General features: G+C 31.0%; 18 protein-coding genes. 10 read left to right on the top strand and 8 right to left on the bottom strand.

Features of this window, described 5'->3' with window-relative positions; genetic code table 11:
• The first annotated feature begins 41 nt into the window (after positions 1–41).
• Together BXY80_RS05535 and BXY80_RS05530 are read left to right on the top strand one after the other, a co-directional pair.
• Positions 42–2,384, top strand: coding sequence for an inorganic phosphate transporter (locus BXY80_RS05535; RefSeq protein WP_120200206.1), 2,343 nt, complete (start codon positions 42–44; stop codon positions 2,382–2,384).
• Between the two features lie 542 nt (positions 2,385–2,926).
• On the top strand, positions 2,927–5,539 hold the full coding sequence (locus BXY80_RS05530; RefSeq protein WP_120200205.1) for a proprotein convertase P-domain-containing protein: 2,613 nt from the start codon (positions 2,927–2,929) through the stop codon (positions 5,537–5,539).
• A 317-nt stretch (positions 5,540–5,856) separates the two neighbouring features.
• On the opposite strand, the gene BXY80_RS05525 is transcribed toward BXY80_RS05530, so the two are convergent.
• Entirely contained in the window at positions 5,857–8,340 is a 2,484-nt protein-coding gene (locus tag BXY80_RS05525; protein WP_120200203.1) for a ribonucleoside-diphosphate reductase subunit alpha, read from the bottom strand.
• A 212-nt stretch (positions 8,341–8,552) separates the two neighbouring features.
• Positions 8,553–9,542: a ribonucleotide-diphosphate reductase subunit beta gene (locus BXY80_RS05520; RefSeq protein ID WP_120200202.1), complete on the bottom strand. Its 990-nt coding sequence runs from the start codon at positions 9,540–9,542 to the stop codon at positions 8,553–8,555.
• Between the two features lie 516 nt (positions 9,543–10,058).
• Here BXY80_RS05520 and BXY80_RS13905 point away from each other — a divergent pair.
• From BXY80_RS13905 to BXY80_RS05510, 3 genes are read left to right on the top strand one after another with little or no spacing between them, the layout of a single operon-like run.
• Positions 10,059–10,199, top strand: coding sequence for a hypothetical protein (locus BXY80_RS13905; protein ID WP_162843270.1), 141 nt, complete (start codon positions 10,059–10,061; stop codon positions 10,197–10,199).
• Between the two features lie 36 nt (positions 10,200–10,235).
• Positions 10,236–10,970: a LytR/AlgR family response regulator transcription factor gene (locus tag BXY80_RS05515; protein ID WP_120200201.1), complete on the top strand. Its 735-nt coding sequence runs from the start codon at positions 10,236–10,238 to the stop codon at positions 10,968–10,970.
• A gap of 1 nt (position 10,971) precedes the next feature.
• Complete coding sequence (locus BXY80_RS05510; RefSeq protein WP_120200200.1) at positions 10,972–12,945, top strand: tetratricopeptide repeat-containing sensor histidine kinase; 1,974 nt, start codon at positions 10,972–10,974, stop codon at positions 12,943–12,945.
• A 61-nt stretch (positions 12,946–13,006) separates the two neighbouring features.
• Here BXY80_RS05510 and BXY80_RS05505 read toward each other — a convergent pair whose 3' ends face one another.
• Together BXY80_RS05505 and BXY80_RS05500 are read right to left on the bottom strand one after the other, a co-directional pair.
• A complete protein-coding gene (locus tag BXY80_RS05505; RefSeq protein ID WP_120200198.1) occupies positions 13,007–15,418 on the bottom strand; it encodes a T9SS type A sorting domain-containing protein in 2,412 nt (803 codons plus the stop codon).
• Between the two features lie 47 nt (positions 15,419–15,465).
• The gene (locus BXY80_RS05500; protein WP_120200196.1) at positions 15,466–16,521 is read right to left on the bottom strand and encodes a class I SAM-dependent methyltransferase; all 1,056 of its coding nucleotides are present in this window, start codon (positions 16,519–16,521) and stop codon (positions 15,466–15,468) included.
• Between the two features lie 125 nt (positions 16,522–16,646).
• On the opposite strand from BXY80_RS05500, the gene BXY80_RS05495 reads away from it, so the two are divergent.
• Positions 16,647–17,192 (top strand): RNA polymerase sigma factor, encoded by a 546-nt coding sequence (locus tag BXY80_RS05495; RefSeq protein ID WP_120200194.1) that lies wholly within the window; start codon positions 16,647–16,649, stop codon positions 17,190–17,192.
• A gap of 2 nt (positions 17,193–17,194) precedes the next feature.
• The gene (locus tag BXY80_RS05490) at positions 17,195–17,908 is read left to right on the top strand and encodes a tetratricopeptide repeat protein (protein WP_120200193.1); all 714 of its coding nucleotides are present in this window, start codon (positions 17,195–17,197) and stop codon (positions 17,906–17,908) included.
• Here the strand turns inward: BXY80_RS05490 and BXY80_RS05485 are convergent.
• Both BXY80_RS05485 and BXY80_RS05480 read right to left on the bottom strand, forming a co-directional pair.
• On the bottom strand, positions 17,888–20,950 hold the full coding sequence (locus tag BXY80_RS05485) for a CHAT domain-containing protein (RefSeq protein WP_120200192.1): 3,063 nt from the start codon (positions 20,948–20,950) through the stop codon (positions 17,888–17,890). The two genes, BXY80_RS05490 and BXY80_RS05485, sit on opposite strands and share 21 nt — an antisense overlap.
• Before the next feature lie 50 nt (positions 20,951–21,000).
• A complete protein-coding gene (locus BXY80_RS05480; RefSeq protein WP_120200190.1) occupies positions 21,001–21,570 on the bottom strand; it encodes a DUF3109 family protein in 570 nt (189 codons plus the stop codon).
• A 248-nt stretch (positions 21,571–21,818) separates the two neighbouring features.
• Between BXY80_RS05480 and BXY80_RS05475 the strand changes: the two genes are divergently transcribed.
• From BXY80_RS05475 to BXY80_RS05465, 3 genes are read left to right on the top strand one after another with little or no spacing between them, the layout of a single operon-like run.
• Entirely contained in the window at positions 21,819–22,400 is a 582-nt protein-coding gene (locus tag BXY80_RS05475) for a MarC family protein (RefSeq protein ID WP_120200189.1), read from the top strand.
• Between the two features lie 16 nt (positions 22,401–22,416).
• Positions 22,417–22,620 carry a hypothetical protein gene (locus BXY80_RS05470; protein WP_120200187.1) on the top strand — a complete coding sequence of 68 codons (204 nt, stop codon included), beginning with the start codon at positions 22,417–22,419 and terminating at the stop codon, positions 22,618–22,620.
• The gene (locus BXY80_RS05465) at positions 22,620–23,222 is read left to right on the top strand and encodes an FAD-dependent oxidoreductase (protein ID WP_211328341.1); all 603 of its coding nucleotides are present in this window, start codon (positions 22,620–22,622) and stop codon (positions 23,220–23,222) included. The genes BXY80_RS05470 and BXY80_RS05465 overlap by 1 nt, the downstream gene beginning before the upstream one ends.
• Here BXY80_RS05465 and BXY80_RS05460 read toward each other — a convergent pair.
• A complete protein-coding gene (locus tag BXY80_RS05460; RefSeq protein WP_120200185.1) occupies positions 23,219–24,817 on the bottom strand; it encodes a S41 family peptidase in 1,599 nt (532 codons plus the stop codon). The two genes, BXY80_RS05465 and BXY80_RS05460, sit on opposite strands and share 4 nt — an antisense overlap.
• On the bottom strand, positions 24,818–25,249 hold the full coding sequence (locus BXY80_RS05455) for a deoxycytidylate deaminase (RefSeq protein WP_120200184.1): 432 nt from the start codon (positions 25,247–25,249) through the stop codon (positions 24,818–24,820).
• Positions 25,250–25,397: the final 148 nt, after the last annotated feature.

The following is a 25,397-nucleotide window of genomic DNA, read 5'->3' as shown; positions in this document are numbered from 1 at the left end:
AAAAAGACAACAGATATTTGCAAACTATTTTAAATTAAATTATGGAAAATATATACTTATATATGATTATTGCCTTAGCTATTTTAGCCATTGCTGATTTGGTTGTTGGTGTAAGTAATGATGCGGTAAATTTCTTAAATTCTGCAATTGGGTCTAAAGCAATTTCATTTAAAACCATTATGATTGTTGCCAGTGTTGGTGTTGCAGTTGGAGCTGTGTTCTCAAGTGGTATGATGGAAGTTGCTCGAAAAGGAATTTTTAATCCTAGTGAGTTTATGTTTAATGAAATCATGATTATTTTCATGGCAGTAATGATAACAGATATATTACTACTTGATTTCTTTAATTCTGTTGGTATGCCAACATCTACTACAGTATCTATTGTATTTGAATTATTAGGAGCTGCAGTTGCTATGGCTTTAATAAAAATTGGTCATGATGGCGGAAACTTTGGTGATGTAATAAACTACATTAACACTTCAAAGGCTTCACAAATTATATTTGGTATTCTACTCTCCGTCGTCGTCGCCTTCTCTATTGGAGCATTAGTACAATGGGTGTCGAGATTACTTTTATCTTATAATTTTGAAAAGAAAGCCAGTTGGATTGGCGCATTATTTGGCGGATTTGCCTTAACAGCGATTACATATTTCATCTTTATGAAAGGCTTAAAAGGGACGTCATATGCTAAAGAATCTTTTGATATTCTTGGAGGAAGCACTATGAAAGATTTTTTAGAAGCTCAAGTTTTACCAATTGTATTAGTGAGTTCTGTGTTTTGGTCATTATTATCATATGTTTTAATAGCTTTTGCCAAAACTAACATATACAAGCTAATTATTATTGTAGGAACCTTTGCTCTTGCATTAGCTTTTGCTGGTAATGATTTAGTAAACTTTATTGGTGTGCCTGTAGCAGCTTATAATGCCTTTACAGAATGGACCGCTTCTGGTTTAGCTGCCGATAGTTTTAGCATGGAAGTTTTAGCTAAAAAAGTACCTACAAATAACTGGTTATTATTTGGTGCAGGTATGATTATGGTATTAACCTTATGGTTTTCAACTAAAGCTAAAGGTGTTGTAAAAACATCTTTAGATTTATCAAGTCAAGGAGAAACACAAGAGCGTTTTCAACCAAACTTTTTATCTCGTGGATTTGTAAGATCTGCAATGTTAATGTCTCAAATGTCTTCATATATGCTTCCTAAATCATGGCAAGCAAAAATTGAAAAACAATTTGAAACGCCAGTAATTACCTTATCAAAAGACAAAGTGCACGAATTACCTGCTTTCGATTTAGTTAGAGCTGCTGTAAACTTAATGGTTGCTGCTGTTTTAATTTCTATAGCAACATCATACAAACTGCCATTATCTACAACATATGTAACATTTATGGTAGCAATGGGTACATCTTTAGCAGATAGAGCTTGGGGCGCAGAAAGTGCAGTATATAGAGTTGCTGGTGTACTTAATGTAATTGGTGGTTGGTTCTTTACAGCCTTTAGCGCATTTACTGCTGCTGCACTAGTAGCTTATTTATTAAACTTAAACTTAAATGTTATGTTCCCAATTTTATTGGTAACTGCTTTTGGATTATTAATTAGAAGCTCTATTGCACATAACAAAAAGTCAAAAGAAGTAAAAGCTGAAGACAGCCTAACAAGAGCTGAAAGCAGCTCAATACAAGGTGTTATTCACGAAAGCGCAAGTAATATTGCAAACGTAGTAAAACGTGGTAACAGAATTTATACTAACGCAATAAAAGGTCTTGCAAAACAAGACTTGGCAATGCTTAAAAAGAATAAAAAACAAGTTGTTAAATTATCTGATGAAGTTGACGACTTAAGAGATAATATCTTCTATTTCATAAAGAACTTAGATGAATCAAGTATTGGAGCAAGTAATTTCTATATTAATATACTAGGTTACTTACAAGATATGACTCAATCTTTAGAATACATTTCTAAAGTAAGTCATAAGCATATCAATAATAACCACAAAAAACTTAAGTTCAGCCAAATTAAAGAACTTAAAGAAGTTGATGATGTTATAGAAGTGTTATTTAATGACACTAAAGCAGCTTTTGATTCAAGTTCATTTGAGCAAATTGCGAATGTACTAAATAGCAAAGAAGATATATTTACTGTTATAAATTCTAAAATCCAAAAACAAGTAGAGCGTACACGTACTGAAGAGTCTAGCCCTAAAAACACAACACTCTACTTTAGTTTATTATTAGAAACTAAAGATTTATTGAAAGCAACAATGAGTCTTTTAGAAGAGTATAATACATCTCATGATGCCTCGGTTAAACCTGCAACTATAACTGTTACAGATGAAACTGTAATTGAAGCAAACAAAACGCCTGAAAAAGAAGAAGAATAAACAATAGTATTGTTTTTTTAAACCACCTCAATCGAGGTGGTTTTTTGTTTAGTATTTTTATGCTTTATTAACAATATAAAAAGAATACTACTCACACTTGTTTTAATTAGTTTTTACACTTCATTATTTAATCAAAAGACTACTAGCTCGCAACGTCTAGAAAAAGCAATTGCATATCACAATCTAAATGATACCTAAGAAACATTTAAGAGGTTATTAAATGTTGTTATGAAAACACCTAACAAATCAGATAGAACCAGTGAAATAAAAATAAAGCTTGGTTTTACAATAAAGATAACAGCTATTTACGTACTGATTACTTAAAAAACTAATTGTTTTAAAAGCTCTCTTTTTATAAAATATATTTTAGTTTTTTTTATTTCTTAATCATTGTCGCTTGTAATACATTAAATATGTGTATATTCAGCAAATTTTTTGATTAATAGTAAACTAAAACCATCGTGAAAACACATCTACACAACTTAAAAAAAAGCAAGTATGCTCTTCTTTTTTTAGTAACAATCTTATGTCAATTAAGCCTAATGGCTCAAAAGCCAATGAAAAAAAGGTCTTTTGAAATAAGCCTTGAAGCCGACGAGAAAATTAATAGTAAAATAAGAACCGACATGCGTGTTGATACTGAAACAGGTCAACCATTAGCGCTTTATGGGTTAAATTACACTGTACCAGCTGGAACTCCAGAAGCAATGGCTATGCATTATTTAACACATGAAGCAAAAAAATTAGGTATTCCGTCTAACGAAATAGCTAATCTACGCCATCATGCTACAAGAACTACAAATGCAGGTTCAGTTGTTCGTTATAGACAATATATTGGTAACTATCCTGTAAACAAATCTGAGGTAACAATTTCTATTTCACCAGAAAATAAAGTCGTATTTGTTATGAATAGCTTTCAAACCAATACTTCTAGCTTAGTAAATACGCAACCTAGCATTTCTGAAGATACGGCTTATCAACTAGCTTATAATTATTTAAACGTACAAAGTGACGTTATGTATAAAGCTAATAGATTAATGGTTTATTCTAACCCAAAAACAAAACGATTAGCTCATGAGGTAACAATACTTACTAACCACCCTATGGGAGAATGGCATGTTTTTGTAGATGCACAAACACAAGAGATTTTTAAAGTAGTTGATATGGCTAACTACTATAATGAAGATAATGAAAACGCTCAAGATGACACTTTAGCCCCAGCTGATGGGACAGGTTTTGTATTTAACCCTGATCCACTATCTTCTAATACTGTAAATTATGGTGGTGGTTATGTAGACAATAATGATGTTGCTTCTACAGAGCTTAACAATGCAAGAATTAGTGTTACTTTAAGAGATATAGATCAAACTGGAGGCACTTATACTTTAAGAGGTCCTCGTGCTCAAATTGTTGATTTTGACGCACCTAACACGGGCTTGTTTGCACAAAACTCACCTACATTTAACTTTACTAGACAAGATCAAGGTTTTGAACCAGTAAACATTTATTATCATATTGATTTTATGATTGATTACATAAACAATACATTGGGTTGTAATGTAATGCCATATCAATATTCTGGAGGAGTTAAGTTTGACCCTCATGGTGCAGGAGGTGCAGATCAATCTTATTATACTGGAGGAACTGGACAGCTCTCTTTTGGAGAAGGCTGCGTTGATGATGGTGAAGACTCAGATGTAATACATCACGAGCTTGGTCATGGGCTACACGATTGGGTAACTAATGGTGGTAATAGTGGAGCTGAAGGACTTGGTGAAGGTACTGGTGATTATGTAGCACAATCTTATAACAGAAGTCTTGGTAATTGGACATCTACTGACCCACAATATAATTGGGTGTTTAATTGGGATGGACACAATGAATGTTGGGGAGGAAGAATCACCAATTACACAGCAACTTACCCAGGTGGTCTTACTGGTTCTATTCATACAGATGGTCAAATATGGGCGAGCTGCTTAATGGGTATATGGGATCAAATTGGTCAGCAACGTATGGATAAAATATTTTGGGAAGGTTTAGGAATGACTGCTGGAACTACAGGGCAAAACGATGCTGCTGTTGCAGTATATCAAGCAGCAATAAATTTAGCTTATACACAATCAGAAATTATTGATATTCATACATCTTTAACAGCTTGTGGCTATACATTGCCAGAATTACCAGGTCCACCAGTAGCAATGTTTAGTGCAGATGCTACAACGCTTTGTTTAGATAATGGTAACACTGTAAATTTTACTGACGAATCTGCTCCTGCTGCAACATCATGGTCTTGGACTTTTGAAGGTGGAACACCTTCATCTTCTACAGAACAAAATCCAACAGTTACTTATGCAGCTGTAGGAACATATAATGTTACACTAAACGTAACAAATTCAAACGGTACAGACCAGCTGGTTGAAACAGACTATATTAATGTAGTACAAGGTGATGATTGCCCTGCGTGTGTAACGCCAAGCAACAGCACTCCTGTAGCTATAAACAATACTGGAGATTTTACATCAACAATTAACATCGCTTCTGGAGGACCTATCACTGATGTAAACGCTACCATAAACATTACACATACTTGGGATGCAGATTTAGACATTACATTAACTAGCCCTCAAGGTACTATTGTAGAATTAACTTCAGACAATGGAGATGATGGAGATGATTATATTAATACAGTTTTTGATCAACAAGCAGCAAACCCTATAACTGGCGGAACTGCACCATTTACAGGATCTTATATCCCTGAAGGTGATTTATCAACTTTAAATGGTGAAGACTCAACAGGTGATTGGATTTTAACTGTAACTGATGATGCTAGTGGAGATACAGGAACATTAAACTCCTGGTCTTTAGAAGTTTGTGTTGACTCTAACTTATCTGTTGAAGACAATGATTTTGATACATTTTCAATTTTTCCAAACCCAAATGATGGTTCATTTACGATTAAGTTAAACTCATTATCAACTAATGATATTGTAGTAAATGTTTATGATATTCGTGGTCGTGCTATTTACAATAACGTTTATAAAAACACATCTAGCTTCAACCAAAATATTGATTTAACAACAGTTCAATCTGGAATTTATTTAGTTAAAGTAACCGATGGTGAAAGAAAAACAACTAGAAAGATTGTTGTTGAATAGATAATAATTTTAATACAACTTAAAAGCCTGCAAAAATAATTTGCAGGCTTTTTTTTGTCATTATACAGTTGAATCTCTTTTAGATTAACCGATTAAAAAACCTTTAGACTTCGCTCAAGATAACACAATATTTAAAATTAACTGAGTATAAGAAATTGAACTCAAGTTTATGGCATTAAAATACTAGTAAGTCTTTTTAAGAACGTATGCTCTCTTCTATTAAAATTTAAATTATAATGGTGAACTTAAAATAGGTTTATAAAAAAAACTTCTCATTTCTGAGAAGCTTTTTTAACACTTAATATTTAATTATAAAATTAAGAACCACACATTAAGCAATCATCGCCTTCGGCTTCTTTAGCTTGTGCAATTAGTGCTTTCATTTCATCTGCTGTCATTGGTTCTGTACTTGTTGACGTTTCTTGAGCAAATTTAGCAGCTGTCTTTACAGCTGCTTGCTGTTTTTGTTGTGCTATAATAGTCTCATCAACTTGAGCAACTTCTGCAACTTCAGCAACAGGTTCTGCTTTTACTTCTCTTGTAATAGTTACTTTCTTTGCATCTACTGCACTTTTTGTACGCAAGTAATACATACCCGTTTTTAAACCGCTTTTCCAAGCATAAAAATGCATAGATGTTAATTTAGCCATTGTTGCACCTTCTAAGAATAAATTAAGTGATTGTGATTGGTCAATAAAGTAACCACGTTGGCGCGACATATCTATAATATCTTTCATAGATAACTCCCAAACGGTTTTGTACAAGTCTTTAATATCTTGAGGAATGCAATCTACATTTTGTATAGATCCATTAGCACGCATAATTTCGTTCTTTAAATCTTCATTCCAAAGTCCTAAATCTACTAAGTCTTCTAATAAATGTTTGTTTACTACAATAAATTCACCAGATAATACACGACGTGTATAAATATTAGAAGTATATGGTTCAAAACACTCATTATTCCCTAATATTTGAGATGTAGATGCTGTTGGCATTGGCGCTACTAATAATGAGTTACGCACACCGTTTTTTAATACTTGCTTACGTAGTTTTGCCCAATCCCAAAGCCCACTTAATTCTTCATCTTTTATTCCCCAAAGGTTGTATTGAAATTCGCCTTCACTAATTGGAGAGCCTTTATAAGATTCATAAGGGCCATCTACTTTTGCTTCTTCCATACTTGCAGTAACTGCTGCAAAATATAAGGTTTCAAAAATATCTTGGTTTAATTTTTTAGCTTCGTCACTTGTAAATGGTAAACGTAGTTTAATAAATGTATCTGCTAAACCTTGAACACCTAACCCAACTGGTCTATGACGGAAATTAGAGTTTTCAGCTTCTTTTACAGGATAGTAATTTCTATCAATAACTCTATTTAAATTCTTTGTTACACGTTTTGTGATTCTGAACAATTCTTTATGATCAAACTCACCATTTTTAACAAACATTGGTAAAGCAATCGATGCTAAATTACATACAGCTACTTCGTCTGGAGATGTATACTCCATAATCTCTGTACATAGGTTTGAAGAACGTATAGTTCCTAAATTTTTCTGGTTAGACTTACGGTTTGCTGCATCTTTATACAACATGTAAGGTGTTCCTGTTTCGATTTGAGATTCTAATATTTTCTCCCAAAGCTCACGTGCTTTAATGGCTTTACGTCCTTTTCCTTCAGCTTCATATTTGGTATATAATGCTTCAAATTCTTCACTATGCACGTCACATAATCCTGGGCATTCGTTAGGGCACATTAAGGTCCATTGTCCATCTTCTTGCACTCGTTTCATAAATAAATCTGGCATCCACATGGCGTAGAATAAATCACGAGCACGTAATTCTTCGGCACCATGATTTTTCTTTAAATCTAAGAAACTCATAATGTCTGCATGCCAAGGTTCTATGTACATTGCAAAACTTCCTTTACGTTTTCCGCCACCTTGATCTACATAACGTGCTGTATCATTAAATACTTTAAGCATTGGTACAATACCATTACTTGTTCCGTTTGTTCCTGCTATGTAACTTCCTGTTGCACGAATATTATGAATAGACAACCCTATTCCTCCTGCAGATTGTGAAATTTTAGCGGTTTGTTTTAATGTATCGTAAATCCCATCAATACTATCATCTTTCATTGTTAATAAAAAACAAGATGACATTTGCGGTTTTGGTGTACCTGAGTTAAATAATGTTGGTGTAGCGTGTGTAAAGTATTTTTTAGACATTAACTCATAGGTCTCAATTGCAGCATCTAAATCGTTAAGGTGAATACCAATAGATACTCGCATTAACATATGTTGTGGTCTTTCAGCAATTTCGCCATTCAATTTTAAAAGGTATGAACGTTCTAAGGTTTTAAAACCAAAATAGTCGTAGCCAAAATCACGGTTATAGATAATTGCAGAATCTAATTTATCTTTATTATCTATAATGACGTTATACACTTCGTCACTTAATAATGGTGCTTTTTTATTGGTTCTTGGATTTACATAGGTATATAAATCTGTCATGACCTCACTAAAGGTCTTTTTTGTGTTTTTATGTAAGTTAGATACAGAAATACGTGCTGCTAATCGTGCATAATCTGGATGAGCTGTTGTCATTGTTGCTGCTTGTTCTGCCGCCAAATTATCCAATTCGCTAGTTGTTACACCATCATAAAGTCCATCAATTACACGCATTGCCACTTTAATTGGATCCACAAGCTCATTAAGTCCATAACAAAGTTTACGAACTCTAGATGTAATTTTATCGAACATGATTGGTTCTTTTCTTCCGTCTCTTTTTAATACATACATACGTTACACATTTTTTAGTTTTTCTGAAACCTCTATTCAGAAAAAGGGATTAGTTGGTTGCTACTAACCAGTAGTAAACTGAGTTGTAGTTAATTAATTATTTAGGTTTTATACTGAAATTAAAATTGGTTGTAAAATTCTTTAGACTAAAATTGAAACAACTAAAGAAACACGAAGCCAATTAAAATAATTCTATTTTGGTTTTTTTGGTTTTAGAAGTCGAAACTATCTGAGCCAAAATCGTATTTGTTTTCTTCTTCTTCTTTGTTAAGAACACCTGCTTTTTGGTATTCTGAAACTCGTTTTTCGAAGAAATTTGTTTTTCCTTGTAATGAAATCATATCCATGAAATCAAAAGGGTTTGCTGTATTATACACTTTTTCACAACCTAGATCCTGAAGCAAGCCATCTGTTACAAACTCTAAATATTGTGACATCAATTTTGAATTCATCCCAATTAAACTTACAGGAAGAGATTCTGTAATAAATTCTCTTTCTATATTTAATGCATCTACCAAAATTTCTTTAATACGCTCCTTAGACACTTTGTTTACTAAGTGATTCTCGTGTAAGTGTACTGCAAAATCGCAATGCATACCTTCGTCACGAGAAATTAACTCGTTTGAAAATGTTAAACCAGGCATTAAACCTCGTTTTTTTAACCAAAATATGGAACAAAATGACCCTGAAAAGAAAATACCTTCAACAGCTGCAAAAGCAATTAAACGTTCTGCAAAACTTGGAGACTCAATCCATTTTAATGCCCAATCAGCTTTCTTTTTAATAGCAGGAAATGTTTCAATAGCATTAAAAAGCATTGCTTTTTCTTTTTCGTCTTTTACATAAGTATCAATTAATAACGAGTAGGTTTCACTATGAATGTTTTCCATCATGATTTGAAAACCATAGAAAAACTTAGCCTCGCTATACTGTACTTCGTTTACAAAGTTTTCTGCTAAATTTTCGTTTACTATACCATCACTTGCAGCAAAAAATGCTAAAACATGTTTGATAAAGTAGCGTTCATCATCTGTTAATTTTCCAGTCCAATCTGTGATATCTTGGTGCAAATCAATTTCTTCTGCAGTCCACATACTAGCTTCAGATTTTTTATACCATTCCCACAAATCATGGTGTTGAATAGGGAAAATTACGAATCTATCTTTGTTTTCTTGAAGAATTGGTTCAGTAAATTGAGACATTATGTACTGGTTTTTATATAATAATTAATTGAAAAATTTGGTGTGATTTGGGACTAGCAAATATTCAAAAATACAGTCGAAAATGAAAGGCAATTTTATAAACATTGTCAACAAGTTTTTAACAATTAAAGAATTATCAAAAAAACAAAAGATTTGTTAAAAATAATTATAACCACTTGATTATTAGTTAATTAAAATTTTCAAAAAACATAAAAATAAGTAAGATTAATCTTATGTTTATGAGGTCTGCAAGTGATGTTTACTAGGAAAATTGATTAAAAAAACAATTAAAGATCACATAAAAAAAGAGAGCTATTAAACTCTCTTTTTTACCCTAATAATTAACTTAACTAACTAAAACTACAAACGAAGAATATAGTTGCAAAATAAAAAAGTCAGGTTTGACCCTGACTTTTGTATGATTAATAGCATTTAATCAAAAGTGAATCCCCACGATCACTCTATATCATAATTTCTTTTTATTGGCTAGGTCTCTTAATTTATAATTCAAATATCATGAAATTACATGAACTGTTTAGCATGATTTGTATGGTTGGTATGAAAAATTGTATAATTGGTAAGTTATCTATAGAAACAATTATCTGTAATGTAATTATTACATTTTATACAGAAAACAATACTAACTATACATATTAAACCTAAGTAGATATAATATATATTATATTTGAAATTATGATTAAAGCCGTAATTGTAGATGATGAGCCTAAAGCTATTCAAAGTTTATCTTGGGAACTAGCTAATTTCAACACAGATATTGAAGTCATCCAAACATTTTCTAGTCCAGAAGATGCTATTGAGTACCTTAATAACAACACATTAGATTGTTTGTTTTTAGATATACAAATGCCAACTATGGATGGTTTTCAGTTTTTAAAAAAACTCACTAATCTTGATTTTGCTGTTGTAATTACTACAGCTTATAATGAGTATGCTATTAAAGCCTTAAAATACGAAGCTATAGATTACTTATTAAAGCCTATAGACTCAGATGACCTACAAGAAACTATAAAAAAAATAAAGAAGTATAATACTAGATTAACAAATTCATCAAAAATTGAAGAAGTACTTCTTAGTTTTAATAAGAAGTTTGATCAAAAAAAAATCACCATAAATACAGATGGCAAGTTGCTTTTTCTTAATATTGATGATATTCTATTTGTAGAATCTGATGGCAATTATAGTACTTTAATAATGGAAGATGGACAAAAAATTGTTGTCACAAAAAAATTAAAAGAAGTAAATGCTATTTTGCCTGAACACTATTTTTTTAGAATTCACAATTCTTATATTATAAACATGAATAAGATAAAAGAGTTTATAAAAAATGAAGGCTATGTAGTTATGCAATCAAATCACAAAATTCCTGTTGCGAGACAACGTAAATCTGATTTTCTCGAAAAACTCTAACATGCTCTGCCTTAAAAGCTATAATAAATACAATAATAAATGTAAAGCACTAATTGCTTTCTGTACTTTATTATGCTTTTGTATTACACAATCAATTACTGCTCAAAAAACTGATTTCAACACTGAGTTAGAAACCACAATTAAATCTAGACCTTTAAAGTATAAAACTTTAGATTCAATATTTTCGAGTTTTGAACGCGATAGCACAAAAATGAAAGCTTTAGCTAATAAAGCAAAATCTATAAATTATATAGATGCAGAAAGCTACGCTTTAAATGCATTAGGAAATATTTACCGCAACGTTTCTTTATATGAAAAGGCTATAGAAACACATAAAGAAGCAGAAGCTTTAGCACGCAAGATTAATAATATTGAGCTACAAATTATCACTCTTAATATGATAGGTGTTGATTATAGACGATTAGATCTTGTAAAGCCTGCCTTAGACTATCATACCAAAGCTTTAGATATTGCTAAATCAATTAAAACCCCTTCTAGCGATATAAAATACAGCATTGCTGTTTCTCAAAACAGTATGGGAAATATTTATTTGGTTTTAGAACAATATGCTTTAGCCATTACACAGTTTAATAAATCGTTAGTTATAGAAAAAGAATCAGGCAATTTATTAGGCTTAGCTATTAACTATCAAAATATTGGTTTTGCTTATGAAGCTCAAGGCGACTTAGATCTTGCTCTAAAAAACTATAGACGATCTTTAGATTATAACACACAAATTAATTCTGATATAGGAAAGGTGATTTGCTACAATAGTATTGGTCAAATTTACATCAAGCAAAAAAATTATAGTGATGCAAAAACCATGATTGAAAAAGCATTAAAAAAAGCGTTAATGCTTAAAGATCAATTCTATATTGCTTCTTCACACATCAACTTAGGTTGGGTTCAAAATGAATTAAATCTTGATGAAGATGCAGAAACCAATCTTAAAAAAGGTTTAGAAATTGGTGAAACATATAATTTAAAATCATCTGTAGTTGAAGCTAAAAAGCATCTTTCAGACTTTTACTCTAAAAAAGGGAAACATGAGCTAGCATTACTTAATTACCAAAATGCTATTACTTTAGAAAAAACAATTAATAATCAACGTAATCTTAGATATGTAAACGATGTTATTATACAGTTTGAAAACGAAGCTAAAAATAAACAGATAAAAGAACTTGCAAGTGAAAATGAAGTTGTAAAATCTAAACTAGAACGTAATAAAAAAATATTTTGGTACTCAATGCTTGCTCTTACAATTATTGGAGGCATTATTGTTGCACTTTATAGAAACAGACAGCTAAAGCAAGAAAAACAGATTTTAACGCTTGAACAAGACATGTTGCGCAGCCAAATGAATCCGCATTTTATTTTTAATTCTCTTAACTCTATAAAGCTTTATATTATTAACAATGAAAAGGAAAATGCAGTTTATTATCTAAACAAATTTTCTAAACTCATTAGAAAAATATTAGTAGCATCAACAGAAAAAGAAATTTCGTTAGAAGACGAGTTAGACACCATGCAACTATATATGAATATAGAAAACATTCGTTTTTCAAATGAAATTGATTTTAAAATTAGTGTCGATAAAGGTATAAATACTAGCAATATTAAAGTGCCTACATTAATATTACAACCATTTATAGAAAATGCATTGTGGCATGGTTTATCATCAAAAAAAGGAGATGATAAAAAAATTAGACTCCATGTTTATAAAACAGCAGAAGATTATATTACAATATCTGTTACTGATAACGGAATAGGAAGAAAACAATCTGAAAAAATAAACAGAGACAAGCTCCTCAAACGTAAGTCTGTTGGTATTGCTATTACTAGAGCAAGATTAGCTAATTTCTCTAAAAGCTATACTAGTGATTATACAATTGATGTTAAAGATTTATACGATAAAAACAATGATGCCATTGGCACAAAAGTTATTGTAAATATTCCTGTAACATCTAATTTTTAAAAAATAACTTAATAAAAAAGACTCATTAAACAATGAGCCTTTTCAAGTAAGTACATCTCTACTACTTTATAACAAACTTTTTATTTATTGTCCGTTCACCTATATTTATCTTCATAATATATAATCCAGAAACATAAGCCTTTAAATCTAAAGTATTTATGTTTTTAAACTCAGAGATTTTATGTCCTAAAATTGAATATACTTCAATGCTGTCTGTTAGAAGATTAGTGTTAATATAAATAACACCATCTGTTGGATTTGGATAAATACTAACATCTAAACTTAATAACTCATTAGATACATTTAGGGTTTGTGGCTGCGGAATATATTCTGACGCTAAGTCACCATCAATTAATTTGAAGGCATTTAAAGAGGCATGAGTCCAAATACTGCCTTCGCTATCTATTGTTAGAGCATCTGGTCTATAATGATTTAATGAAGGTAACACAGTATTTTCGTTTTCAATACTAATATTAGTTAATATTGGATTGGCATCTGTTGGGTTTTCGATAGTAGTTATTGAAGCACTATCGTTATTAAGTAAGTAGGCTTTGCCATTGATGTCTACAACAATATCTACTAAATAATATAATTCAGAATAGTCTGCATTTAAAAATGGGTAAAAAACTCCATTTTCCTGATATACAGCTCCTAAAGCACCAACAAACCAAACACCTCCATTTGGCGCAGCCACCACTTTACGTAATGTACTTAAACTTCCTATCGATGATAAATCATAAGTAGTAGATGTTAAAGTTGTTGTATTGAATTTTTTAATTTCTATACCACTTGTGTTTCTAACAAACCAAGTATCTCCATTATCATCAACAGCAAAATAAAAAGCATTGAGGTACCAATCTTCATCTAAATTATAGGTATGCACTAATACATCATTTTTATAGGCATCTATTTTTTTGTTTCCACGGTCAAAGACCCAAACCTGATCTAAAACACGCTTCATGTCATTAGATTCATTATAATTTACTTGAATAGAATTTGCATTTGGAAAATCTATTTTTCGTAATTCATTAGGATTTCCGCCTCTAACAATAGCTTTATTATCGACGTCTACAACTGCAGCAAAAGTCATGTTTTCTAATAAAACAGATTGGTGATTATCGTCTGCATCTCTGTGTACTACAATATCATCATAAGCATTAAACCACCAAACACCACCATTTGCATCTGGCATATTATTAGTAAACCTTCTATTCATCCTTTCAGACAAATTTCCTTCTTCGTTATCATTTCTTCCACTCCATGAATCATCATTATTAATGATTACTTCAAAGTTATTATTAGAACCACTAGAAAAGTCAGTTGTTGTAAAATAGAATTGATTGTTTCTGAAATAAATATTATTAGGATTATACGTTATAGGAACTCCTAATGTTTCTAAATCTGTCGAAGACAATAAATCCCAGTTAGGAGTATTTCCATTAAATGTTAGCTCCATGATACCTGAATAATATGAAGCATTAGTCCAAATGGTATTATTTTCGTCTAAAGCTATATTTTGAAACGCATAATTAAGACCAGGAGTAGTTAAATGTTCTAGTTGGTATAAATCGTAGGTTTCATTAGTGATATTAAATTTCACGATGCCTCCATCTGAATTTGCTACAGTCTGAGCCAACCATAAATCGCCATTTGTATCAAACTGCAAATCATTAACACTATCAAAAGGCAAACCTGGTGTTGTTGTAGAGTTATATTCTGTTGTTGTTATATTAGGTGTTATATAATCCGTAATATTAATTTTAAATAATCCGTTATTACTTCCTAAATAAAGATGGTCATTTTTATATATAAGAGTTGATGCACTTAAACTAATACTAACATTTCCTGCAACGACTAGCTCTTGTATAGCCGTTAAATTTGTTCCGTCATAAGCATATAAATAACGACCGTTTGCGCCTCCTCCATAAGCTATAATCCAAGTTAAACTTCTATCACTATCATAAGCAAACAAATATGGATATCTATTATTGGGAAAGTTAACTTTAGTCATTGTTTTTAATACTCTATCGTAAATATTAATCCCATAAGAAGCATTTGTTGCTTGTATAATTACTTTACCATCTGGTAATACCAAACCATTTTGAATTGTTGGTATATAAGTGTAATTAGGTGTTGAAGGTGGTATAGCAATATTAGGTACGTTTTCCCAAGTACCATCTGTATTTCTTATTGACAAACCATTGTTTGTTACATACACCTCATCATTATTAAAATAATTTGGTAACATGCAATCTACAGCTCTATCGTTTAAACCATAACTGCGTTCTACAACTCCAAGATTATTAATTTTATCACAAAAGGTGAGTTTTCCTGCTGCTTCAGGAATAGTATTTCCACACTGATTTGGGTAAAAGGATAATTTAGTTCCTGTTGTAAAAACTTCTGCTTTTGTTATTTGAGCTTCTGCTATTATTGAAAACAGGAAAGCAAGTACAAGTAATTTTGTTTTCATATTACTATATTTTAATTGATTAATCGTTTATTTTTTGAATAGCAAGATTAAGGTCTCGCTTCTAATATTAAATTAAAAGGTGTTTCAGTTGCGCGTTTAAATTTTGAAAATCCACCGTTTAAAATCACATCCTTAAGTCTTTTTTCTCCAGCTTGTGCACCTAACGCCAATCCTACCTCTTGATTTAATGAACATGGTGTACAAAGCATTGTTGAGAATGCATAAAATGCTCTTCCTACTGGATTTAAGTTTTCTTCTAATGTGTCTTTTGCAAATGGCTCAACAATCATACACGTACCATCAGATTTTAAAGCTGATTTTGCATGTGCACAAGCACCAACTGGATCTCCCATATCGTGTAAGCAATCAAAAAATGTAATGAAGTCGTAATCTTTTCCTGGAAAATCTTTTGCTGTAGAAACTTGAAAAGAAATATTTGATAAGCCAGCATCTTTAACTCGCTTCTTAGCTTGCTCAATTGATTCAGCATGAAAATCGAAGCCTATAAAAGAGGAATTAGGAAACGCTTTAGCCATGATAATTGTAGAAGCGGCATGACCACAACCAATATCGGCTACTTTAGCACCTTTTTCTAATTTTTCAACAACACCTTCCAATGAAGGAATCCAACTAGAAATCAAATTCCCTTCATATGACGGACTAAAAAACTTTTCCGTTCCGCAAAACAAACATGAATTATGATCGCCCCAAGACACGCCTTCACCAGTTTTAAAAGCCTTTTCTATTTTAGGCTCATCATGATATACCGAAGAAATTGCATAAAAAGCTCCTGTCATAAACACTGGGCTTTGCCTGTTTCCAAAAACCATAGATTGTTCTGGTGACATAAAAAACTTCTGAGTTGAAGCATCATATTCTATATATCCTGAAGCTGCTTGAGCAGATAACCATTCTCTAACATAGCGTTCTGCAGTATTTGTTTTGGTTGCTAATTCTTGGGAAGTTAAATGCCCAGATTTTGTTAAAGTAGTATATAACCCAAGCTTATCTCCAATTGTCACTAGTGGTCCATTGGCAGCAGCTCCCATTTCTGTTACTACTTTTCCTAATAAATCGTGTAATTTGTCTTCATTTAATTCCATAATTTTCTGTTTAGCTGATTAATAATCTACTTATTGGTGTTTTGTTTTTTAAAAGGTAAACATGCCTAGTCATTTTTATTTATTTTTACTATCTATGTTTACTTTAAAAAGAAGCCAACACTAATATGACAGACAAAGCTGTTATTGAAGCATTAAAAAAAGGAGATCAAAATGCTCTAAAACTTATCTATGAAAGCAACAGATTGGCTTTTATTGGTTTTGCAAAAAAATATTCTATAAATGAAGATGATGTTATAGACATATATCAAGATGCCATAATTGCATTGCGAGAAAATGCTATAAAAGGAAAAATTGATAATCTAAAAAGCGAATTAAAAACGTATTTGTTTAGTATAGGTAAGTACATGATTTATGAAAGGCTAAAACAACAAAAAAAAATGCGTCTAGTTGAAGACAGTTCTAATTATATTAAAAACAAAGAAATCTTTTCATTTAATATTAAAAATGAATTAACAGACCAACAAAAACAACTACACATAGCATTTAAATCTTTAGGTCAGAAATGCAAGGACGTCTTAACCTTATTTTATTATAGAGGTTTTGATTTAGAAGATATTATGAATGAACTAAACTATACAAATAAAGACGTAGTAAAAAGCCAAAAATCACGTTGTATAAAATCCCTGAAAACGATGATTTTTAAAAACTAATTATGGATAAAAAAGAATTAATAGCGCAATACTTTACAAAAAAGCTTTCCCAAGAAGCTAAAAAAGAATTTGACCATTATATGATTACAGATTCTGAATTTGCTAAAGAAGTAAATTTTCAAAAAAACATAAAAGCTGTTATTGAAAAAGAAGAACGTGATGCTATAAAATCACAACTACAAACTTTTGAAAAAGAACAAAACGCCTCTTCTTTTAATTATAAAAAATTAGCTGCAGCTGCTACAATAGTTGTGCTTTTAGGGTTATCTAGTTTCTGGTATTTTAATAAAACTATTGATAATGAAAAACTATATGCCGAGTATTTTGAAGCTTATAGAAATGTAGAGCAACCCATTGTAAGAAGTGAGACAAAAACCGACTTAAAAACTAAAGCTTTTACGGCTTATGAAACTAAAAATTATACCGAAGCACTTGAGTACTTTGACATGTTGTTAAAAGAAAATTACAGCGAAACCATTGCCTTTTACAAAGCCAATACTTTATTAAAGCTCAATAAAACTAATGAAGCTGTTGCAGTTTTTAAAGCGAACTTAAAAACTACCGATAGTCTTGATGACAAAAACAATTGGTATTTAGCTTTGGCCCACTTAAGATTAAATAATATTGAGGAAGCTAAACGTATTTTAAATACACTTAATACATCTTCTGGTTTTAAAAACGAACAAGTAAAACGGTTACTTAAACAACTTGACTAGTTGCTTTCTAGACAGGAATAATAGTAAAAGTCCAAAAAACACTAATAAAATTAGCCATAATTTAGAATTAGATGCTATTGCTGATACATCGCCAGAAATCACAAATCCAGACCAATAAAAAGGATGCTTTAAAACAACATCGTCTGTTGTTTTTAGGTATTCGGTTTTTGCGTTTTTAAGCGCTTCATCTTTAGAATTGCCTTTTTTTAAATGCTTATAAAACAGCTCCATAAGTTTAGCGGTTTCTTGGTCAGGGACTTTCCATAAACTCATTACAGTACTATTAACTCCTGCGTATTGAAAAGCTCTAGACATACTCATAACACCTTCGCTTTTTTCTACTTTTCCAAATCCAGTTTCACAAGCACTTAAAACAGCTAATTCTGCATTTATTGGTAGCGTGTAAATATCTGAAGCTGTTAAAACAGAATCTTTTGAAAACACTAGTTTACTATACAATGGATTATCATTGTCAATCTCTGCATGAGTTGCCAAATGCAAAATTGAAGCATCTAAGGCTTGTTCTTTAAAGTTTTTAACTGATGCTTCATCACCTAAAAACATATCACCTTTCATTAATTTGGCAATAGCTTCTATTTCTGTTTGGTTAGAAACAAGTGTGCTATTTAAATTAAAGCTAGGCGCAAAACCACTCCAATTAGAAGTGAATTTAAAATCGAAGAAATCATCTTGCTGAGTTTGTAATAAACTTGCTGAGCCTGAGTAGCAAATTATATAATCTTCTACCAAAAACTTATTTGCATTCATTAATGCTTCAAATGGTAAATGATTTAATTCTTTATCCGGAATAATTATTAATCGTTTTGTTTTAATGTTTAAATCCCTAAACAATAAATTATACAGTTTGTTTGATAGTTGTGTGATACTTTCTCTTTTGTTTAAGCGTGTTCTAAAGTTTTGTAAAACAGATTGGATTTCTTGAACCTTAGAAAGCACTTTAAAGCTAACTTCAGATTGAGATACAACAAAAGCATACACATGATTTTTCGTTAAAAAATATTCAACCAATGTTTCATCATTTTTTAAAATAGTGTTTTGTAATTCTGAAATACTAATTTCTTTTTCACTGTATTTTAATTGATAATATTTTGGGTATTGTGTTTCAATTTCTACTAAAAGACTATCTAATGTTTTTCTGTATTCTAATTGGCTACTTAGCAGTTTGTCCATATAATCATTATCTGGTTCATCTGCATTTTCTTCATAATAGATTTCTTTTTTTATCCTTGCTAACTCATGATTTAACTTGTTCTCTTTTTGCAAGACATCTTGAGGAATATTTGCCATTTTTTTAAAACGAACGTTTTGTATTCCAGATACCAAAGCACTACTTCTATTAAGTTCTGATAATTGAAATCCTTTGTCAACATAAGTATAATTGTTAGTCTTATTGTATAAAATATATGACGCCTCAATAGCCTTTGCTATAAAAGTATTCATACTATTATTTACATAAATCCTTGACTTACTTGTAGGATAATCTTTTCTAATACTAAATAGCATTTGCTTTGCTTGTTCAATATTATCCATGCAATTTTTTAGAAGTTCTACATCATCTGTTTCTTTAAAATACTGATGTGCTATATCTAATTCTAAAGTTAATGCATCTAATCGATAAAAAAGATTGGTTTTTGTAGCGTTTGCTTTAATAGTTTCAATAATCTGTGATGCCTTCTTTAACGCTCCTTGCTTAAAATAAGCTTCGGCTTCAAGAACTAATGCGCTTAAATGTGTTTCATGAAAATTACCATATGCATTTACAAATTTTTGCTTTGATGTTTTTAAAACTTCTAATGCTAAATCATGTCTATTAGTTTCTAGGTAAATGGTTCCTAATCCCATTTCGGCATAAGCTTCAATAAGTTTATTATTAATTGTTTTTGCTATGTTTATAGCTTCCTTATAGTTTCTCTCTGCTTCAGTATATTGTTTAATTTCCAATTGACTTTCAGAGATTGACAATAAGCTTTCTGCTGTCCAACGATGGTTATTTCCATATGTTTTTCGTCTAATTTCTAGTGCTTTTTTTATATAATCAATACTTTTTTGGTACTCTTCTTTTAACTCAAAAATATTAGAATAAGCGATATACACAAAACTAGTATTTGGGCTATTTTCTCCATGTTTTTTTATTACAATCTTTAAGGCTTTTTCAGCAAATTCTTCTGCTTTTTCAAGGTCATTTTTCTTAAAATAGGTATTAGTAAGCGCGGCATAAATATCTGAGAGAAAACCAACATCTTCGCCTCTATCTAATAAATCATAAGCTGCTGCTTTATTATAAAACGCGATAGCTTTATCATAGTCGCCTAAATCTTCTTGTACAATACCAATATTGTAGGTTGCTATAGCAAGTTGATAATTATCAGTCTTTATCTCTTGTTTTATTTTGTATGATGTATTGTAGTAGTAAGATGTACTATCTAGTTGGTCTTTAAAATAAAATCCAACACCAATAATATTGTACAAAGCGGCTTTGCGCACTTGACTCTTATCCTTATTAATTATTAAGGCTTTTTTTGCTGAATTGATAGCGTTATCATAATCTCCTAAATCTATTTCTATTCGGCTTCTTATTTGGTATGCATTTGCTAAGTAGCTTTTGTTTCCTTTTGATTTTAAATACTTAATTAAAGAATCATTTGTATTAAAAGCGTCTTTAAACCTTCCTAAAAACTTTAAGCTTAATGCTTTGTCTGAAACCAGTTCTGAATAGATGCTATCGTTATCAATATGTTTAGCTTTTATAAGTTGCAATGCTTCATTACATACACTAACTGAAGCTTTATAATTACTTTGATGACTATTAATTTTTGAAAGATATGCTAGGCAATTAACAGCATTTAAAAACTGTTTCTGATCTTGAAATTGCTGTTTAGCTAATTGAAAATTTTCTGTAGATTTTGCATAGTTTTCGGCTTCATATGCTTCAATCCCTTTTTGGTAAAGTCTATTATTTTGTTGTGAGAAACAGACAAAAGTTGAACTAAAAAAAAGAAGAATTATAAAACTGAATCTCATACAGAATGAATATTCAATAAATATACTAAATGGATTGCGTTAAATAAGACTTACTTCATGTGTTTGTCTGCGACCTTTTCTAATTCTGTAAACCAATCTTCGCCAAACTTTCTAATGAGCGCTTCTTTTACAAACTTATACACGGGAACTTGTAATTCCTTTCCAAGTGAACAAGCATCATCACAAATTTCCCATTTGTCATAATTAACAGCAGAAAACTCAGAATAGTCTTTTACCCTAATTGGATAAAGATGACAAGACACAGGTTTTTTCCATGTCACTTCTCCTTGATTATAAGCTTCTTCAATAGCACAAAGCGCAGTGTTTTTTTCATCAAAGATTACATATGCACAATCGGCATTATTAATTAAAGGTGTTTCTAATTCGCCAAAAGCAGTAGTAATGTGAGTTCCTTTCTTTTCTATAACCTCAATGCCTTCTTTGCGTAAAAAAGGTTTTATTTTAGGATAAATCTCTGCAAGAATTTGCACTTCTTCTTTATCGAGTGGAGCTCCTGCATCACCATCAATACAGCAAGCACCTTTGCAAGCAGATAAATTACAGACAAAATCTTTTTCGATAATATCTTCTGAAACAATGGTTTTTCCTAGTTGAAACATGACTACTATTTCTTATACTAATTAATTTATAAAAATCATTCTTTTCCGTTTATATTTCAAGATAAAAATAAACCGTAATAAACTTTATGCTTTCTTTTTCTATTTCATCTAAACAAAAAATTTATGCTTTTAAAAGCAACAACTTAGTATAAGAAATAGTATGCAAAAATAGAGAAACTTTACATTTATTTAATACTGATAATCAGTAATAATCCTCTATTTTTGCGGAAAATTTAAATCTTGTTGTTATGCAATTTAATTTTAAAGAAATTTTCACAGCCTTTATGGTTTTGTTTGCCGTAATAGATATTATTGGAAACATTCCTATTATTATTGATTTACGCAAAAAAGCAGGTCATATACAAAGTGAAAAAGCAGCGTTAATAGCTGGTGTAATTATGATTTTATTTCTGTTTTTAGGACAAAGTATTTTAAGTCTTATAGGCGTAGATGTAAATAGTTTTGCTGTAGCCGGTGCATTTATTTTATTTTTTATTGCATTAGAGATGATACTTGGTATTACCTTATATAAAGATGATGAAAGTACAGCAATGACAGCTTCTGTTTTCCCATTAGCATTTCCGTTAATTGCAGGACCAGGAAGTCTAACAACACTGTTATCTTTAAGAGCAGAATTTAGTATAGAGAATATTATTGTTGCTGTTGTTTTAAACGTACTTGTTATATATCTGGTATTAAAAACTTCTGCAAGAATTGAACGTATTATAGGTCAAAACGGGATAAGCATCATTCGTAAAGTATTTGGTGTAATTTTATTGGCTATTGCTGTAAAACTATTTGCGCATAACATAAAAGCACTACTTGTATAATTATTAAATTTGAGCCATGAAGTTTGTTACTATTATTTTTACGCTTATTGCTTTAGCCTTAATTATTTTTAACGCTACACAAATAGATTTTAAAAACCCTTTTGAAGGCGAAAGTATTGTTGCTTTAATAACCATATTCGCTTCACTTTGTGCCATTATTTTATTACAAATATTGAGACTTTCTAAGCGTGTTGAACAACAACTAAAAAACAAAAAATAATGCTTGATGTTTTAATTATTGGCGGTGGAGCTGCAGGGTTATCTTGTGCTTTAGTTTTAGGATCTGCAAAACAGAAACCTTTTGCTAACAAAAAAAACATTGCTATTATTACACATCAAAAAACATCACATTTACAAAATGCTTTGTTTAACAATGTTCTTGGATTAGCTCCTAGAACAACTGGACAATCTATTTTAGAAAGCGGAAAAGAGCAGCTTAAAAACCTGTATCCACATGTAGAACAGATTGAAAACGAAAAAGTTTCTGAGGTTTTAAAAGTAAGTAACGAATTTACTATTATTACTAATAAAAACACATATACTTCAAAGCTTGTTGTAATTGCTGTTGGTTACACAAATCTATTAACGATAAAAGGCTTAGAAGCATACGTTGAAACTCACCCAAAAGCTGCAATAGAAAAAAATCGTATTTGGTTAAAAAACGATAATCATCTAATAGAAAATGGGTTGTATGTTGCTGGTACTTTAGCTGGCTGGCGAAGTCAATTTGCAATAGCATCTGGAAGCGGCGCTCATGTTGCTACAGATATTTTAACACTTTGGAATAATGGTAAACATACCAAAATTCACGATAAGGTTTAGTAGGCTTTATTCTTGCTTAAAGCAATCACTTCTTCAATCATAATATCTCCTGAGTTAAGGATTTGCTCTTCGGCAGTATCACCATATAACTGTTCTGCTAAAGCAGATTTTATCAATCGTTTCATATGGTCATGATATGCAACAAATGTGATATTGGTTCGCTCTTTTAAGTTTAAATACTTTTGAAAACGAAGAACAACATCGTCACTTACTTCAAAAGTATTAATGAAATCGGTTTTAGAAATGTTGTCATATACTGTTCGATCCTTATCTAACTCTTCAAAAACAAAATTACTAACATAGCCTCTACGTTTAATGTAATTTAAAGTTTCATTTTGAACACTTGTATCTAATGGCACAAAAATATCTGGAATAATTCCGCCGCCGCCATAAACAACTTTTCCGTTTGGTGTTGTAAATTTTAACGAATCTGCAATCTCCATACTTTCTGGATTATCAAGCTCACCATTACTCAATCGTTTATAGTAATCTTTATAATACACATCATTTTTACCATTAGCATATGGTCGTTGTATTGAGCGTCCTGTAGGCGTATAATATCTAGCGACTGTTAATCTTACTGCACTGCCATCTCCTAATGCCATTTGACGTTGCACTAACCCTTTACCATAACTTCTACGGCCCACAATGGTGCCTTTATCATTATCTTGTAATGCTCCTGCTATTATCTCACTTGCCGAAGCCGAGTTTTCATTAATTAAAATATAAATATCGCCTTCTTCAAAATCACCTCGGCGTGTAGCATAGCTATTTTCTATTTTACCTTTTTTGTTTTTCGTGAACAGAATAAGTTTACCGTCTTCTAAAAACTCATCAACTATTTGTTCTGCTTTTCCTAAAAATCCTCCTGGGTTATCTCGCAAGTCTAATGCTAGCTGTGTTGCTCCTTGGTCTTGTAAATTATCTAATGCTTTTTTAAATTCTTTATATGTAGACTCTGCAAAACGGTTTATTTTTATATAACCTAAGTTTTCTGTTAACATATAGGCAGCATCAACACTCTTAATTGGGATATCTGCATATTTTACATTAAACTCTAAAAGCTTGTCTTCGCCTTTTCTATAAACCTTAAGATTAATTTTAGAATTTTTTTCGCCTTTTAATTTTTTTATAATAGCGTCATTGCTCCATTCTCTTCCAAAAATAGAATCACCGTTTGCAACAATAATACGGTCTCCACCTCTAATCCCAGCTTTTTCACTAGGACCTCCTTCTACAGGTCTTATAACGGTAACTGTATCTTTATAGGTATAAAAGCTTACACCAATACCCACGAAATCCCCTTTCATTTTTTCGTTATCCTGTTCTAATTCATTTTTTGGGATATATGTAGAATGCGGATCGAGATTATCTAAAATACCATTTACTGTAACATCAACAATACTATCTGTATTTATATCATCTACATATTCGTAATCTATATAATCTATTAGTCTATTAAGCTTATCTTTTTTACTGTTTGAAGTAAATAAACGATCAGAAGTGTCTGTGAAATTTAATTTGCCTCCAATAAAAACACCAGCTGCAATTGCAACACCAATAATTAGTGGTATGTGTTTTTTTTGAAAGTTCATTTATGCTTTTAAATCTTCTATTAATTCTATCTCAATTCCGGCTTTTTCTAAAAAGCGTAAACCAGAATCATCTTTATAACCTTCATTATAAACAACTCTAACAAAGCCTGCTTGATGAATTAGCTTACTACATTCTTTACATGGAGATAATGTTATGTAAAGCGTAGCGCCTTTACAAGATTGTGTTGAAGCTGCTACTTTTAAAATAGCATTAGCTTCTGCATGCAAAACATACCATTTTGTATAACCTTCATCATCTTCACAATAATTTTCAAAACCTGTTGGCGTTCCATTATAACCATCAGAAATTATCATCCTGTCTTTTACAATTAAAGCACCTACTTGTTTACGTTTACAATGAGAAAGTTTCCCCCATTCTTTAGCAATCCTTAAATAGGCTTTATCGTATCGTAACTGTTTTTCTTTTGGCATTACTTAAATTTAAATATAGTAACCTAAGGTAGTTTAAAATTTGTTTTGTTTTACTCTTCAAAAGTAATGATTATTCAAAATGTAATTGATAACTAATAACTTAAACAACGTTAAAGTTTTACCAAAACTTAATAGTAAATCACAATAT

Source organism: Ichthyenterobacterium magnum, assembly GCF_003610635.1.
Classification (GTDB): domain Bacteria; phylum Bacteroidota; class Bacteroidia; order Flavobacteriales; family Flavobacteriaceae; genus Ichthyenterobacterium; species Ichthyenterobacterium magnum.
The sequence above is the reverse complement of the archived record's forward strand: the minus strand, read 5'-3'. Positions and strand labels throughout refer to the sequence as shown.